This is a genomic window from Pirellulales bacterium (assembly GCA_035533075.1).
GTDB lineage: Bacteria > Planctomycetota > Planctomycetia > Pirellulales > JAICIG01 > DASSFG01.
On the sequence record DATLUO010000099.1, the window covers coordinates 17846 to 32681 of the forward strand.

Genomic DNA, 14836 nt, shown 5'->3' on the forward strand with positions numbered 1-14836 from the left:
ATAAACGAGCGACGAATGATCGGGGCAAAAATAGATAACCGCGATTGTAACCGCCCCGCGGTGCGAGTTCCATGCACTACGGCGCCAAGCCCAGGTCTGTAACCGCTTCCGGCGAGTGGTACACTAACCAGCGGCAAATCGGCTCACCTGGCCCGTTCGACCGTGTCAATGAGTCGCACCGGGCAAGTTGTTTTTTTGGCTTTTCGAGACCTCCATAAAGAAGGCGTAGACTATGTTGCGAAGTAAGAGCGTGGTGGGAGCGTTGACACTGGTATTGATGGCGTCGCTGGTCTCGGCCCAGGACCAACCGGGTCGCGGGCGGCGGGGAGGAGGGGGTTTCGGCGGTCGGGGCATGATGGGTTCTCCTGCGGCGCTGTTGCGCATGCCCGAAGTCCGAAAGGAACTGAACCTGACGGAGGAGCAGAACAAGGAAATCGACCAGGCGCTGCAACAGGCGACTCCGGGCGGAGGCTTCGCCGGTTTTCAGGATCTCAGCCAGGAAGAGCGTGAGAAGCGCATGGAAGAGATGCGCAAAAGGATGGACGAGGCGACCGCCGCGGTGAAGAAAGTGCTCACGCCGGAGCAAACCAAGCGGCTCGATCAGTTGTCATTGCAGCTTCAAGGACCGGCCGCGCTGAGTCGTCCTGAGGTCGCCAAGCAGGTCGGGCTGAGCAAAGAGCAGCAAGACAAGATCAGCAAGATCGAGGAAGGCACACGCCCGCAAGGTGGCCGCAACTTCCGCGAAATGTCCGACGAAGAGCGGCAGAAGGCTTTCACGGAAATGCGCGAGCGTCAGGAAAAGGCGCAAACCGAAATCCTGGCGGTGCTGACCAGCGAGCAGAAGACGAAGTGGTCCGAGATGAAAGGCAAGGAGTTCACCTTCCCGCAGTTCGGCGGACCGGGCGGCGGACGTCCGGGCGGAGCCGGTGGGCCTGGCGGCGGCCAGCGTCAGCGGCCGGCGACCAAAGAGCGCAGCGAATAGCCGGTTTGCCCAGCGGCGGCCAGGTGGATGATTTCATCCACCTGGCCAAAGGGGCGGATTGGATATCGGGCTTCTCTCCGCTACAGCGGCACGAGCTCGATGACCACGAGCTCCGGGCGACACAAAAACCGCAGCCGCGGCGCGGCACCGCGCTCCATACCCACGCCGCGTGAGACAATGAGCGTTCGTCCGCCGGCAGGCTGTGTGACGCCAACGGCCGCAATCCATACAAAGGCCACAAAGCCGAACAGTCCGTATGCCAATAGCCGCAGCGCGCCGAAGCGATCTTCAGCCAAACAGACCGCCAGCAAGACGGCTGCAGCCCCGACAGCCAGCGTGGTCAAGAACCACGACCGCGGCCGCCCATTGCGCCGCGCACTCCACAGCGCCGTCGCCGTGATGATCGCCATGACGCCGTTGAAAAGTGCCGTTGAGAACACGCGGTCAGTCCTTGCCGAATTGCTTTAAGGCCGCCAGCACCTGCTCGTCGTGCCCGTCGACGGAGACGCGTTTCCAGACCTTGCGGACCACGCCCTGGGCGTCGATCAAGAAGGTCGAGCGCTGCACGCCCCACGACTTCTTGCCGTACATGTTCTTCTCTTGCCAGGCGCCGTATTTCTCCGCCACCTGGTGATCGACATCGGCCAAGAGCGGAAAGTTGAGCTGATGCTTGTCGCGGAATTTCACGTGACTGGCCACGTCGTCGGTGCTGACGCCGAAGACCTTCGCCCCCAGCTTCAATAACTCCTGCTGGCGGTCGCGGAAGGCGCACGCCTCGCGGGTGCAGCCGGGCGTATCGTCGCGCGGATAAAAATAGAGCACCACGGGGCTGCCGCGTAGGTCTTTCAGTTTGACCTTTTTGCCGTCATCGGCTGGCAGCGTGAAATCCGGCGCCGCCTTGCCTTCTTCGATCCAGGTGTTCAAGGGTGTTTCTCCTCGTGGCTGGTTTTGGATGAACCAAAAAGCTGGCATGCCTGTCCTGGCTGTGTAGAATAGCAGGCGGGCAACTTCCCAGTCTATTATGAAAGGACATCTGTGGCGATTTCCACCATCGGCCGGTACTCGCAAGCCGCATCGTCGGGACGTTCCATGGAGCTTGCCAAGGCGGCAGCCCGTGTGGCCGCGGAAAATCGCGGTCGAGACATCGTGATCTTGGATATGCGGGAAGTCACGCCCGTCTTCGACTACTTTGTGTTGGCCACCGGCAGCAGCCGCCGCCAACTGCACGCGATGAGTGAGGAGATTGACCACAAGCTGGAAGATGAGATGGGCGACCACCGGCTGGGCCTCGAAGGCTATCAAGACAGCCGTTGGATTCTGCTCGATTACGGCGACGTGGTGATCCACTTGTTCGAGGCCGAAGCCCGCGAATATTACGGGCTGGAAGACCTGTGGTGCGACGCCAAGCGGGTCCCGGTCGATCTGCCGGAATCCGGCGCGGTGAGCAAGCCGCATTTGGCCTCGTAGGCGCCCGCGGCGCGGTTATACTTGGGCGCCATCCGGCCCTTTGCCAGCAGCTTTAGCTGGTGGTTGGTGGCAAATCTTCGCACCTCGATAATGAACGTCCTCGCTCTCATCCGCTCTCGCTTCGCTGCCGCGCTGGCGCCCGTGGCCCAGGGCGACGAGATCGCCGGGCTGACCGACATGGTGCGGCCCAGCCAGGATGCCAAGTTCGGCGATTATCAGGCCAACTGCGCCATGCCGCTGGGCAAACGCCTCGGCGTGCCGCCGCGCGACATCGCTCAGCAAATCGTCGATCGGCTTCAGTGGGACGACCTCGGCGAGCGCCCGGAAATCGCCGGTCCCGGTTTCATCAACCTGCGGCTGAGCAAGGACTGGCTGGCCCGCCAACTCGCGCTGGCCGCCTTTGACGACCGCTTGGGCGTGGCCAAAGTCGAGCGGCCGCGCACCTTCGTGGTCGACTATTCCGCCCCTAACGTCGCCAAGCCGATGCACGTCGGGCACATTCGTTCCACCGTCATCGGCGACAGCCTCTATCGCACGCTCAGGTTCGCCGGGCACCGGGTGATCGGCGACAACCACATCGGCGACTGGGGCACGCAATTCGGCATGATCATCTACGGCTTCCGCCATTTTCGCGATGACGCCGCATATCGGGCCAATCCGGTGGACGAGTTGGGCCGGCTCTATCGGCTGGTACACACGCTGGCCGACTACCACGAGGGCCGCAAAAAACTGACCGGAATGCTCGAACAAGTCGTTCGCGATCAGCAGGCGCTGGAGCGTCACGCGGCCCAGGCGGTTGCCGGCGATCCGAAGGCCGAGAAAAAAGCGAACAAAGACCTGAAGCGGCTCGAAAAGGAGCTGGCAGAGTCGCGGCAAGCGGCCAAAACGCTGGAAGCGAAGCAGGCGGCCATTGAAAACGACCCGCGGCTCGCAAGGCTGGCCGCCGAGCGCCGAGACATCGCCGCCGCCGTGCTCGCCGAAACCGCCAAGCTGCACGCGGGCGACGAAGAAAACCTGCGGCTTTGGCGGGAGTTTATGCCTCCCTGCACGCAGGCCATCGAGCAAATCTATCGGCGGCTGGGCGTAACGTTCGACTACACGCTGGGCGAGAGCTTTTATCACGACCGGCTGGCCGCAGTCGTCGATGAGCTGCGCCGCCGGGGCATCGCGCGCGAAAGCGAAGGGGCCGTATGCATCTTTTTCGACGACATGGCCGTGCCCATGATCGTGCAGAAACGCGACGGCGCCTTCCTCTACGCCACATCCGATTTGGCGACGATCCAATATCGCATGCAGCATTGGTCGCCCGACGCCATGTTGTACGTCGTCGATCACCGCCAAAGCGACCACTTCCGGCAATTGTTTGCCGCCGCGCGGAAATGGGGCTATGAGAGAGTCGAATTCCAGCACATCAGCTTCGGCACCGTGCTTGGCTCCGATGGCCGGCCCTTTAAGACGCGTTCCGGCGACACGGTGGGCCTGATGGGCCTGCTCGACGATGCGGTGGCCCACGCTTACAAGGTGGTCTGCGAGGTCGATGAGCAAAAGCCGCAGGGGAGCGAGTTGTCGGAAGACGAGCGGCGTCGCGTGGCCGAGGTCGTAGGGCTCTCGGCGATCAAGTATGCCGATCTCTCGCAGAACCGCACCAGCGACTATGAATTCAGCTTCGAAAAGATGGTGGCCTTGAAGGGCAACACCGCCACGTACATGCAATATGCTTATGCCCGCGTGCTGAGCATCTTTCGCCGCGGCGGCGTCGACGTCGACGATCTGCGTACTCGGCGGCCGGCCGTCTTGCTCGATCGGCCGGCGGAACGGGCACTGGGCCTGGAGTTGCTGCGGTTCTCCGAAGCGATCGACTTCACGCTGGCCGATTACCGGCCGAACCAGTTGACGTCCTACCTGTTCGATCTGGCGAACCGATTTTCGACGTTCTTCGAGGAATGCCCGGTCTTGAAGGCCGAGTCGCCCGAGTTGCGTGACAGCCGGCTCTTGCTTTGCGATCTGACCGCCCGCACCATCCAGCAGGGGCTGGATCTGCTGGGCATCGAGGTTGTGGGAAAGATGTGACCGTGCTGGGTGGCTGGTGCAGAGCCGCGCCGGGTGGGCAGTTCCGCGCAAAACGCACCGCCGCGGCGATGCCCCGTTAGCGCCACCACCGGGGCATCGCTGGCTGGGGGAATAAAACCGTCGCTTTTGCACGATTCTAATCGGGGTGCCTGTCCGGGCAAACTTGTTGATTGGCACCGCGGCGCATAAAATGGGATTGCTGGCAACGTCTCTCAACCCTCCTCGCTTTCGCCGGAGTTTTTATGCTCGATTTCCGGCCCAAAGGCGGCCGAACCACGAACTATTTCGGCCGCTACGAGCAGCGGAAGCTGCTGCTCTTGGTGCTGAGCGTCGGCATGGTGCTGTTTCTGATCGAGGAAGCGGCCAACCCTCAGCGCTGGCTGTGGCTGTGGCAGGCCGCGGGGCAACAAGCCGCGCCCGCCAACGACAAGCCGCATCGCTTGGCCCAAGTGGAACAACCGCCCGAGCTTCGCCGCAAGTTGGCGCATGACGAATTCGTCGCCGAGGGTGAGGCCAAGGAGACGATTCCGGCCGACAAGAAGTTCTTTCCAGGCGTAGAACCTGAATTGCTGGCCCGCGTTCGCGACGACACCGTTTTTCGCGGCGCGGAATCCGACGCTTTTTATCACTTGCTGAAGATCCTCGACGAAACCAGCGAAGACGACCTGCAACAGGCGTCGATCGGGCCGGTCAGCTTCACGCAACTCTTCACGCAACCCAAAGAGTATCGCGGCGACCTCGTGACGGTCAGCGGCAGCGTGCGGCGGGTGCTCGAAAAAGACGCTCCCCAAAACGACTACGGCATCGCCCGATACTATCAGGTCGTGATCGAGCCCGACGATCGCGCCTATCCGGTGGTGATCTATTCGCTCGGTTTGCCGGACGCTTTTCCACGCGGCGAAAATCTGAATGAGACCGTCCGCGTCAACGGCTTCTTTTATAAGAGGTTGGCCGGCCTATCGGCAAAAAAGGAGATCATGACCTGGCCGCTGTTGGTCAGCAAAACCCTGCACTGGCAGCCGGTCGTGGCGGCGGCGCCCGTCGCCGACGAAAAGGCCCATTTCAAGAACCTGGCGAGCGGCCTTGCGCTGGCCATATTGGCCAGCCTGGCAGTGATGCTGTTCTTGTTCATCGGTATGCTTCGCAAGACGCGATTTGTGATGCCGCACGCACGGCCCGACCAGCTCGACGGGTTGGCTGACCGCGAAGTCGCGCCCGACGTGCGACAGCGGTTGGCGGAGCTTGCCCGGCAGGAGCAGCCGTAAGCTGATGTGCTGGATGACGAGCGCAGTTCGCCTTCACGCCGCCAACGAACGTAGGCTGCAGTATCGCTTGGCGTGGTGGCTGGCGTTCTGCGGTTTGCTGCTGTGCTGCGGTGCCGCTCGTGGAGCGGGAATCGACGATTCGCCGCCGACCCTTGCTTCGTCGCGCGACATGCTCAAGTTGCTGGGCGTGCTCGACCGGCTCGATTCGATCAGCGACGACGCCGATTTTCCGCCGCAGGGCGATGAGCTGCTCTGGCGGATGCTGTATGCGGTGCGGCGGTTTTCGCTGCTCGATCTCCACCGCTGGAAGCAAGACGTGTCGCCGGAGAAAGTCGAGCGCGATCCGGGCCAGATGCGGGGCGCGGTGGTGGCCTGGCGCGGCAGCGTGACGCGCGTGACGGTCGAAGAGCTGCCGGCGGAAGCCGCCGAGCGATTCGATCTGCCCCGTTACTATCGGTGCGAGCTGGCGATCGCGGAAGGCAGTCCGCCGGTGGTGGTCTACTCTTTGGCGGTTCCGCGAGCGTGGCACATCGACGGACCGCTCCATGCCAGGGCTGAAGTGCGCGGTCTGTTGGTGCGGCTGACGGCCAGCGAGCGTTCCCCGGTCGTGGTGGCGCGGCGCTTGGCCTGGTATCCGGAGACGGTGCTCGGCGACCTGGACATGGACGTGGGCTTGTTCGACGAGCTAAGTCCGCGGCCCGAGTGGACCGATGACGACCGCGAGTGCTTCTATCAGTTGTTGGCCGCGGCCGGCAGGGCTGGTGCCAGGCAACTCGCGCGAGCGGTGCCCAAGAATGGGCGAAACGCGCCGGTCACGCCGCTGTTCAACCGGCCCGACCAACAGCGCGGCCGGCTGGTCGAGTTGACGGGCACGGCGCGGCAGGCTGTGCGGGTGCGCGTCGACGACGCCGACATCGTGGCCCGCTTCGGCATCGATCATTATTATGAAATGGAGATCTTCACCGACGACTCGCAGGGCAACCCGCTCACGTTCTGCGTCCGCGAGCTGCCGAAGGGGTTTCCCGAGGGCGGCAAGATCACCGAGCCGGTGCGCGTGGCCGGCTTCTTTTTCAAGAAATGGGGTTATCGTCAATCGGAAGCCGCCCAGGGCATGCCGGGCGGCAAGCAGCTTGCGCCGCTGTTGATCGGCCGCAAACCGGTCTGGCTCGAGACTCCCCCGGCCGACCAACGCTTCGCCAACGGCGTGTTTCTGGTGCTGTTCGTGGTGCTGACGATCGTGTTGTGGCTCGTGGTCTTGCGATTATCTCGCAGCGACAGCAAGTTCCATAAGCAGGTTGCCCAGCGTTTCACTCCGCCGCCCACAGGCTCGCTGAATGAAATCGGCCTGGAGGACCATGGCGGCCCGTTCATGTTATCTCCGCACCAATCGGCCGCAACGAAAGAATGGGTTCGAGTTTGGAAATCGGCCGGGCCTCGACTGGCTGAAATTGAGCGGCGCGAACTTCGCGAAATGACCGAGGCCGACCGGCGCAGGGCAATACACGCGGTGTTGACCCTGTTGCCGGTTTGGACGGATGCCCCGGCAACAAGCGGACTTGTGGAGCAACAAAAGTGGTTCAGGAAGTTCATGTCCCGCAATCACCCCTCCTGATCGCGGCCGGCGAGGCGCAAGCGGTTTGCCGTCAGGAGGGTTGGCGCTCGTGCGTTATCGGTGGACTGGCGGTTCTTCGCTGGGGGCGGCCCCGCGCCACGCGCGATGTTGATTTGAGCCTCTGGACAGGCTTCGGAATGGAGGCGCCGTTTATCGACCTGCTTCTCCAACGCTTTCAACCGCGCATCGCCGACGCGAAGCGATTTGCACTGGACAATCGAGTGCTCTTGCTCAGCGCCGGTAACGGAACACCGCTCGACGTGGCATTGGCCGGTATACCATTCGAAGAGCACATGCAGGACCGTGCGAGTCCCTATGAATTCAGCGACGATTGTCCGCTCGTGACCGCGTCGGCCGAAGATCTGGTCGTGTCGAAGGCATTCGCCAATCGCCCGCAAGACTGGCTCGATATTGAAGGCATCTTGTCGCTACGGAGCGATGAGCTCGATTGGTCGCAGATCGAGGAGGAGCTAGGGCCGCTGGCCGAACTCAAGGAGGCCCCCGAGATTCTTGCGCAGCTAAATCAAGTTCGCCAAGCCACTCGGCAAAAGTCATCCCCTTGACTTGCTTCTTCCGAAACGCATACTCACGAGCAGCGGTCTACAACGTCAATTTGCCGTAAGGATCATTCTTCTATGCGTCGCGCGAAAATCACGATCGTCGGGGCCGGCAACGTCGGCGCCACCACCGCGCATTGGTGCGCCGCCGCCGAACTGGGCGACGTCGTGCTGCTCGATATTCCGCAAACCGAGAACATGCCGCGCGGAAAAGCGCTCGACCTGATGCAGGCCTCGCCCATCATCGGCTTCGACGCCACCATCCAGGGCACCACCAACTACGACGACACGGCCGGCAGCGACGTGGTGGTCATCACGGCGGGCATCCCCCGCAAGCCCGGCATGAGCCGCGACGACCTGCTTGGCACCAACGCCAAAATCGTCGGCTCCGTGGCCGCCGAGATCAAACGCACCAGCCCCCAGGCCGTGTTGATCGTGGTCAGCAATCCGCTCGACGCCATGGTGCAGCGGGCCTGGCAGGTGAGCGGATTTCCCACCGAGCGCGTCGTCGGGCAGGCGGGCGTGCTCGACACGGCCCGCTATCGCACCTTTCTGGCGATGGAGCTGGGCGTGAGCGTCGAAGACGTGTCGGCCCTGCTGATGGGCGGGCACGGCGACTCGATGGTGCCGATGCCAAGTTGCACCACCGTCGGCGGAATCCCGATCACGCGGCTGCTCGACCAGAAACGCCTCGACGAGATCGTCGACCGCACGCGCAACGGCGGCGCCGAGATCGTCAACCTGCTCAAGACCGGCAGTGCCTACTATGCACCGGCCGCCGCGGTGGCCCAGATGGTCGAGGCGATCGTGCGCGACAAGCGGCGGCTCATCCCCTGCGCCGCCTACTGCGATCGCCAGTACGGCGTGGGCGGTTACTTCGTCGGCGTGCCGGTCGTGTTGGGCGGTCGCGGCGTGGAGCGCGTCGTCGAGATCGAGCTGACCTCGGACGAGAAGCAGGCGTTCGAGAAGAGCGTCATCGCCGTGAAAGAACTTGTGGCCGCCATGGCGAAGCTGACGTGAGCCGGCGACGACGAAACGTAGGGTGGGACCAGCGAGCTTGCCCCACCCTACACCACTTTCCTTAACACGCACTTTATCGAGACGCTTGTGTCGAGTAGCGGCTCCTCCGAAAACACCCAGCTTGATGTCATCGCGGTGGGCGCGCATCCCGACGACGTTGAGATTGCCTGCGGCGGCACGCTGGCGGTGCTTGCCCGGCAGGGATACCGTGTGGGCATCGTCGATCTGACCGACGGCGAGCCGACTCCCTTGTCGCCCGGCCCGGAGGTACGGCTGGCCGAGGCCCAACGGGCGGCGGAGACGCTGGGCGTAACCACCCGCATTCAGCTTGGCCTCACTAACCGCCGGCTGTTCGACAGCTTCGAGGTGCGGGTGGCCTTGGCCAAGGAGTTTCGCCGCTACCGGCCCAAGCTGGTGCTGGGCTTCGGCGAAAAGACGCCGCTGGCCTCGCCCGACCATTACCAGGCCATGCAGATCACCGACGCGGCGGTGTTCTATTCGCGGTTGACGAAGTGGGACGAACATTTCGACGGTCTGCCGGTCCACACCGTGCCGGGCTATCTTTATTACACGCTGGCTTTTGCCGCGCTCGGCCTGCCGACGGGGGCGGGGCACTTGGTGGTCGACATCGGCGACACGTTGCAGACTAAGCTGGCCGCCATCCGTTGCTACGAGACGCAGTTTCCTCCCGCCAAAGCGCATGTGCTGGAGCGCGTGCGGGCCTTCGCCATGCAGCAGGGCCAGGCGGCCGGCTATGAGGCGGGCGAGCTGTTCATCAGCACGCGCACGCTCGGCACGCGCGATCTGATGCACTTCTTGTTCGGCCTCACGCCCGCCGAGGCGCCGCGCCAGCCAGACGTGCGGTAATCGGCCGTACCATCGATACGATGAACGATGAACGAGACCAGATCGAAATTCTTCCCCGCGGGCCGGTTCGCGGCTCGATACGGCCGCCCGGCTCGAAGAGCATCACCAACCGCGCACTCGTCTGCGCGGCCCTGGCTGACGGCCGCTCGCTGCTGGCCGGCGCGCTCGACAGCGAAGATACGCGCGTGATGATCGCCGCGCTCGAACGGTTGGGCATCGCTCTCGAGGCGCGGCCCGATGCGGGCAAGATCGCAGTCACCGGATGCGGAGGCCGGCTGCCGGCCGGAGGCGCCGAGCTGTACGTCGCCAACAGCGGCACCACGGTGCGTTTTCTGGCGGCCATGGTTGGCCTGGGCCACGGAATCTTTCGGCTGGATGGCACGCCGCGGATGCGCAAGCGCCCCATCGGCGATCTCGTCGACTCGTTGCGGCAACTGGGCGTGGATGCCTCGGCGGAAAGCCCGCACGCTTGCCCGCCGGTGGTGATTCGCGCCGCCGGGCTCTCCGGCGGCCAAGCAACGGTGCGCGGCGACGTGTCGAGTCAGTTCCTCAGCGGCCTGCTGCTGGCGGCGCCCTACGCGGCCCAGCCCGTCGTGATGACCGTCCAAGGCAAACTCGTCTCGCAACCCTACATCCGGATGACGCTGGCGGTGATGGATGCCTTCGGCGTCAACGTGGCCAGCGACGGACTGCGCAAGTTCCACGTGCCGCAAGGCCATTACCAGGCACGCCACTACGCGATCGAACCCGACGCTTCGGCCGCCAGTTACTTTTTCGCCGCCGCGGCGGTCACGGGCGGAGAAGTGACGGTCGAGGGCCTTTCTCGCGACAGCCTGCAAGGCGACGTGGCCTTCGTCGACGTGCTGGAAAAAATGGGCTGCCGCGTGACCGCCGCCGCCGACCAGATCCGCGTTCGCGGCGGAAAGCTCAAAGGAGTCGCCGTCGAGATGAACGCCATCAGCGATACGGTGCAGACCTTGGCCGCGGTGGCCCTGTTTGCCGAAGGGCCGACGACGATCACCGGCGTGGGCCACATTCGCCACAAAGAGACCGACCGCATCGGCGCTCTGGCCGTCGAGCTGCGTAAGCTGGGGGCCACGGTCGATGAATTGCCCGACGGCCTGCGCCTGACGCCGGCGGCGCTGCACGGTGCGGTGATCGAGACGTATCAGGATCACCGCATGGCGATGAGTCTGGCGTTGGTCGGCTTGCGTCAGCCGGGGGTTGTGATTCGGGACCCCGGCTGTACCGCCAAGACGTATCCGCGCTTTTGGGACGACTTGCGGGCGCTCGGGTGAATTTTGGATTTGACGTCACGGCACATCACCGGCAACCCAAGCTAATGACCATGGCAACCGAGCATTCGTCTCCTCCGCAACGCTGGCGCATAGGACCCGGCCTGATCGCGCTGATTGGCGTTGGCGGGCTCCTCCTGCTGCTGATCCTGGTCATCGCGGGCGCTTTGTTCGCCAACCACCGACGTCTCAACGCGGAGTTGGAGCGCATTCGTGCTGCCGGCGAACCGGTTTCCGTCGAAGAGATCGAGGCGTTCTATCAGGCCCCGCCGGCCGGCCAGGACACCACGCAACTCTGGCTGGCGGCGCTGGCGCCGCTCGATACGCCCCAGTTTCAGTCCGACGCCCAAGGCTTACCCTTTGTAGCAGGCGGTCCAGACTCACCGGACTCAATCCCTTGGCCGGGTGAGCCGTGGCCGCAACTGGAAGCCGCCGAGCAGTTCTTGTCGAGATACGGCCGGTCGTTGGATGAGATGCACCGAGCGGCCCGGCAGGGTGGCCGGGCCCGTTTTCCTACCCGCTTTGCGGATGGCATCGAAATGCCTTTGCCGCACCTGCAGCAGCTTCGGGCCGGGACGCGACTGCTGGCGCTGGAGTCGGCAGTACACGCGCATCGTAAGCGACCGGAGGCGGCGGTGGAGTCGATCGCGGCCATGTTCGCCGCCGCCCGTAGTCTGGAACAAGAGCCACTGACCGTCTCGCAGTTGGTGCGAATGGCGCTCGGCGGCGTGGCCCGCCGCAGGCTCACGTGGCTGCTTTCGGCGCTCAGGCTCGACGAGGACCAGCTCGCTCAGATGGACGCTGAATTATCGGACTGCGACTATGACGGTCCTCTGCATCGAGCATGTCTAGTCCAACGGGCGATCGGCATTCAAACCTTTGCCGATCCGACTGCCCTTGGTCCGGAAGCGCCGGCTTCGCGACTGGGACTGATGCGCCTTGGCGACGAGGTGGTTTACCTGCAAGCGATGGACGAAATCATCGCTGCCATGCGTAAGTCGGGAATCGACAGAAAGGCGGCGGTCGAGCAGGCGGACCTGCGGTTGAAGCAAGTCGCCCGCGCACCGCTCTCGCGGCTGCAGTGTCCGCTCACGCTCTTACTTGTGGGAGCCTTCGACTGGGTTCCCGACGCCGCCAGCCGCCACGAGGCCGAATGCAAGGCAACGCTGCTGGCGGTGGCCATCGAACGGTATCAGCGCGGCGAGGGGCGGCTGCCGCAAAATCTCGACGAGATTGTGCCGAAATACCTTGCTGCCCTGCCGATCGACCCCTTCAGCAGGGCGTCGCTGCGCTATCGTGTGGACCCCGCCGAATACTTCGTCTACAGCGTGGGCAGCAACGGCGTTGACGATGGGGGCGTGTCAGAGCCTCCCAATCAGCCGGCCGATATTGTCGTGCGAGTGCGACGTTGCCCCTGGGAGCCCGCGGAATGACTTCGCTCGAACACGCGCTCAAGGCCGATGTCGAGGCCTTGGCGATCGCCGATGGGAGACTTGTCGGCACGGCCGGCCATGAAATCGCCCGCCGATACCTGCTGGGCCGGATGGCCGAAATCGGTCTCATGCCGTATCGAGGCGATTCATTCGACTTGCCTTACACGCATGGCTACGAGTTCCACAACCTGGTCGGCATGGTGCGCGGCCTGACATCGGGCACGGCCCCGGTGCTCGTCGGCGCGCATTACGACAGCGCTCTCGACGCCCCTTGTGCCGACGATAACGCGGCGGCCGTTGCGATCGCGCTAGCCGCCGCGGAACGGCTGCTCGCCGCACCGCCCGCCCGCGATGTGATCGTGGCGCTCTTCGATGCCGAAGAAGCTCCGTTTTACTGGAGCGACGACATGGGCTCCGTCCGGCTCTACCACGATCACCGCCCGCCGACCGGGTTTCATGCCGCCGTCGTCATGGACTTGGTCGGCCACGATGTGTCGCTGCCTTTGCCCGTCAGCGGACCTGCACGCGAGCGGATCGCGAACCTGCTCTTCATGACGGGGGCGGAAAGCCATCCGCGATTGAGCGAACTGGTGCGCCGCACGCCGCGTCCGGCCGATCTGCCGCTCGTCGCCACATTGAACCGTAACGTCGGCAAACTGGAGTCGATGGCCGGCGAATCGGCGGGCGAGCATCGCGATTTGAGCGACCATTACGTCTTCCGCACTCACGGCGTGCCGTACCTCTTTCTCTCCTGCGGCCAATGGGCGCATTACCATCAGCCGACCGACACGCCTGAGCGGCTCAACTACGTCAAGATGGCCCGGATATGCGAGTTTCTGTTGGCGTTGATCGGTTCGCTGGCCGAAGAAGAGCTTTCTCGCGCCGAGGGGCCGGCCGGCATCGAAGTCGACACGACTGCCCTGGAGATCGAATTACTGCACGAGGCGTTTGGTCCGGCGCTGCCCTTGGTGCAACAGGTGATCGGTTTGCCGCGGATTGCCACGCGCGGCGATCTCGACACGCTGGCCCGCAGGGTCCAGCGGTTCTTTTGGGAATGACCGAGGCTTTTGAACGCCGCTTCTGTAGGGAACGGACTCCGTGCCGTTCCGGGAAGTGTGCAGAAAATGGTCGACTCGCACTTCGCGGAACGGCACGGAGTCCGTTCCCTACAGAGGTTTTCTTTCGATCGCGCCAAATGGTATCACTACCCGCTTGAGCGGCCGGCGATCATAATGTGAATCATGAACCGCCGTGATCTTCTCAGGACTGTCGCCGCTGCGTGCGGAGCCGGCCTAGGGACTGTGCTCAATACGCCGCGCCGGCGCATGGTTGGCGGCGCCGCGCCGCCCGCCTACAGCGTGATTCCCGTCGTGGGCGATGGAAAGTGGATCTGGAAGGAACCGCCGGAGAGCGAGACCGGCTATCTCGAACCACGTTCCTACGACGTCTCCCTCGGCATTGAGCTGGAGGGGTCCGGCCCGGCGAGCGACATCACCAGCACCACCGTGGCCCCGCTGGAATATCCGGAGCAAAAGATTCTCGATTCGTCGATCGACACCCGCGGCTGCCAGGCCCAGATCCGCAAGTTGGCCGAGGGGGCCGGGCAACTCGTGCTTTCGGCCGCCGAGATCGGCCGCGGCCAGATGATTCGCGCCGTGGCCCGCTTCCGCATGACGCTGTTCAAGCAGTTCTTTGCCTATCAGGCCGAGATGTTCCCGGCCAAGCAGGAAGTGCCGCCCGACGTGCGCAAGACCTATCTGCAAGACAGCCCCGGCATTCAGGTCCGTTCGCGGCAAGTGCGCTCGCTGGCCAAGGAGCTGTTGTCGGGCACGCCGAAGCACCCGTTCGAGCAGGCGCGCGCATTCGCCGAGTGGGTGCCGAAGAACATCCAGCCGCAGATCGGCAGCTACACCAGCGTGACGGCGGCGCTCGACGACCGCCGCGGCGATTGCGAGGAGATTTGGCGGGGCGACTGCGTTTCCGCCGGCCAAGGGAGTTTGGCGCGACGATGAGATGGGCGGCGTGCTCGTCCGGGATCAACCCGTCGTAATTCACTGCTACACGACCCCCGCAGACATCGCCGATGCGGATTGTCTCAGCCGACTTGGGAGTTTCTGCCGGCGACTCGGGCGCGAGGCCCGGCAAGGCGAAGTTGGGCTCGTGATCGGCGACGAGTACCTGGCATTTCGCGATTTCGCGAAGGAGTAGTTATGGGCACAAGCTTGGACATGGAGCGGATTGCAAAAGAGTTGGGAGCGGAGCGGTGCG

General features: G+C 63.9%; 14 protein-coding genes. 12 read left to right on the top strand and 2 right to left on the bottom strand.

Going from position 1 to position 14836, the window contains the following annotated elements; genetic code table 11:
- The first annotated feature begins 232 nt into the window (after positions 1-232).
- Positions 233-982, top strand: coding sequence for a hypothetical protein (locus tag VNH11_13225; protein ID HVA47324.1), 750 nt, complete (start codon positions 233-235; stop codon positions 980-982).
- An 80-nt stretch (positions 983-1062) separates the two neighbouring features.
- Here VNH11_13225 and VNH11_13230 read toward each other — a convergent pair whose 3' ends face one another.
- The gene (locus VNH11_13230) at positions 1063-1422 is read right to left on the bottom strand and encodes a hypothetical protein (protein ID HVA47325.1); all 360 of its coding nucleotides are present in this window, start codon (positions 1420-1422) and stop codon (positions 1063-1065) included.
- A gap of 4 nt (positions 1423-1426) precedes the next feature.
- Positions 1427-1906, bottom strand: coding sequence for a thioredoxin-dependent thiol peroxidase (gene bcp, locus VNH11_13235; protein HVA47326.1), 480 nt, complete (start codon positions 1904-1906; stop codon positions 1427-1429).
- A 111-nt stretch (positions 1907-2017) separates the two neighbouring features.
- On the opposite strand from bcp, the gene rsfS reads away from it, so the two are divergent.
- The 11 genes from rsfS to VNH11_13290 all read left to right on the top strand — a co-directional run bounded on the left by rsfS (position 2018) and on the right by VNH11_13290 (position 14580).
- Positions 2018-2449, top strand: a complete 432-nt coding sequence (gene rsfS, locus VNH11_13240; protein ID HVA47327.1) for a ribosome silencing factor — start codon at positions 2018-2020, stop codon at positions 2447-2449.
- 90 nt (positions 2450-2539) lie between these two features.
- Positions 2540-4519 carry an arginine--tRNA ligase gene (gene argS, locus VNH11_13245; protein ID HVA47328.1) on the top strand — a complete coding sequence of 660 codons (1980 nt, stop codon included), beginning with the start codon at positions 2540-2542 and terminating at the stop codon, positions 4517-4519.
- A gap of 242 nt (positions 4520-4761) precedes the next feature.
- The gene (locus VNH11_13250) at positions 4762-5784 is read left to right on the top strand and encodes a hypothetical protein (protein ID HVA47329.1); all 1023 of its coding nucleotides are present in this window, start codon (positions 4762-4764) and stop codon (positions 5782-5784) included.
- Positions 5785-5797: 13 nt separating this feature from the next.
- Complete coding sequence (locus VNH11_13255; protein ID HVA47330.1) at positions 5798-7396, top strand: hypothetical protein; 1599 nt, start codon at positions 5798-5800, stop codon at positions 7394-7396.
- Between the two features lie 137 nt (positions 7397-7533).
- Entirely contained in the window at positions 7534-7959 is a 426-nt protein-coding gene (locus VNH11_13260; protein HVA47331.1) for a hypothetical protein, read from the top strand.
- Positions 7960-8031: 72 nt separating this feature from the next.
- Entirely contained in the window at positions 8032-8973 is a 942-nt protein-coding gene (gene mdh / locus VNH11_13265) for a malate dehydrogenase (protein ID HVA47332.1), read from the top strand.
- 87 nt (positions 8974-9060) lie between these two features.
- On the top strand, positions 9061-9840 hold the full coding sequence (locus VNH11_13270) for a PIG-L family deacetylase (protein ID HVA47333.1): 780 nt from the start codon (positions 9061-9063) through the stop codon (positions 9838-9840).
- A 20-nt stretch (positions 9841-9860) separates the two neighbouring features.
- Positions 9861-11138 carry a 3-phosphoshikimate 1-carboxyvinyltransferase gene (gene aroA / locus VNH11_13275; protein ID HVA47334.1) on the top strand — a complete coding sequence of 426 codons (1278 nt, stop codon included), beginning with the start codon at positions 9861-9863 and terminating at the stop codon, positions 11136-11138.
- 50 nt (positions 11139-11188) lie between these two features.
- A complete protein-coding gene (locus tag VNH11_13280) occupies positions 11189-12568 on the top strand; it encodes a hypothetical protein (protein ID HVA47335.1) in 1380 nt (459 codons plus the stop codon).
- Positions 12565-13626: a M28 family peptidase gene (locus VNH11_13285; GenBank protein ID HVA47336.1), complete on the top strand. Its 1062-nt coding sequence runs from the start codon at positions 12565-12567 to the stop codon at positions 13624-13626. Before VNH11_13280 ends, VNH11_13285 begins: the two co-directional genes overlap by 4 nt.
- A gap of 183 nt (positions 13627-13809) precedes the next feature.
- Positions 13810-14580 carry a hypothetical protein gene (locus tag VNH11_13290; GenBank protein HVA47337.1) on the top strand — a complete coding sequence of 257 codons (771 nt, stop codon included), beginning with the start codon at positions 13810-13812 and terminating at the stop codon, positions 14578-14580.
- Positions 14581-14836 lie beyond the last annotated feature (256 nt).

Coding starts and splice junctions, on each gene's coding strand:
- VNH11_13260 (HVA47331.1), top strand. CDS start 7,534: ATGGAGGCGCCGTTTATCGACCTGCTTCTCCAACGCTTTCAACCGCGC.
- VNH11_13255 (HVA47330.1), top strand. CDS start 5,798: ATGACGAGCGCAGTTCGCCTTCACGCCGCCAACGAACGTAGGCTGCAG.
- argS (HVA47328.1), top strand. CDS start 2,540: ATGAACGTCCTCGCTCTCATCCGCTCTCGCTTCGCTGCCGCGCTGGCG.
- aroA (HVA47334.1), top strand. CDS start 9,861: ATGAACGATGAACGAGACCAGATCGAAATTCTTCCCCGCGGGCCGGTT.
- VNH11_13280 (HVA47335.1), top strand. CDS start 11,189: ATGGCAACCGAGCATTCGTCTCCTCCGCAACGCTGGCGCATAGGACCC.
- VNH11_13290 (HVA47337.1), top strand. CDS start 13,810: ATGAACCGCCGTGATCTTCTCAGGACTGTCGCCGCTGCGTGCGGAGCC.
- VNH11_13225 (HVA47324.1), top strand. CDS start 233: ATGTTGCGAAGTAAGAGCGTGGTGGGAGCGTTGACACTGGTATTGATG.
- mdh (HVA47332.1), top strand. CDS start 8,032: ATGCGTCGCGCGAAAATCACGATCGTCGGGGCCGGCAACGTCGGCGCC.
- VNH11_13250 (HVA47329.1), top strand. CDS start 4,762: ATGCTCGATTTCCGGCCCAAAGGCGGCCGAACCACGAACTATTTCGGC.
- VNH11_13285 (HVA47336.1), top strand. CDS start 12,565: ATGACTTCGCTCGAACACGCGCTCAAGGCCGATGTCGAGGCCTTGGCG.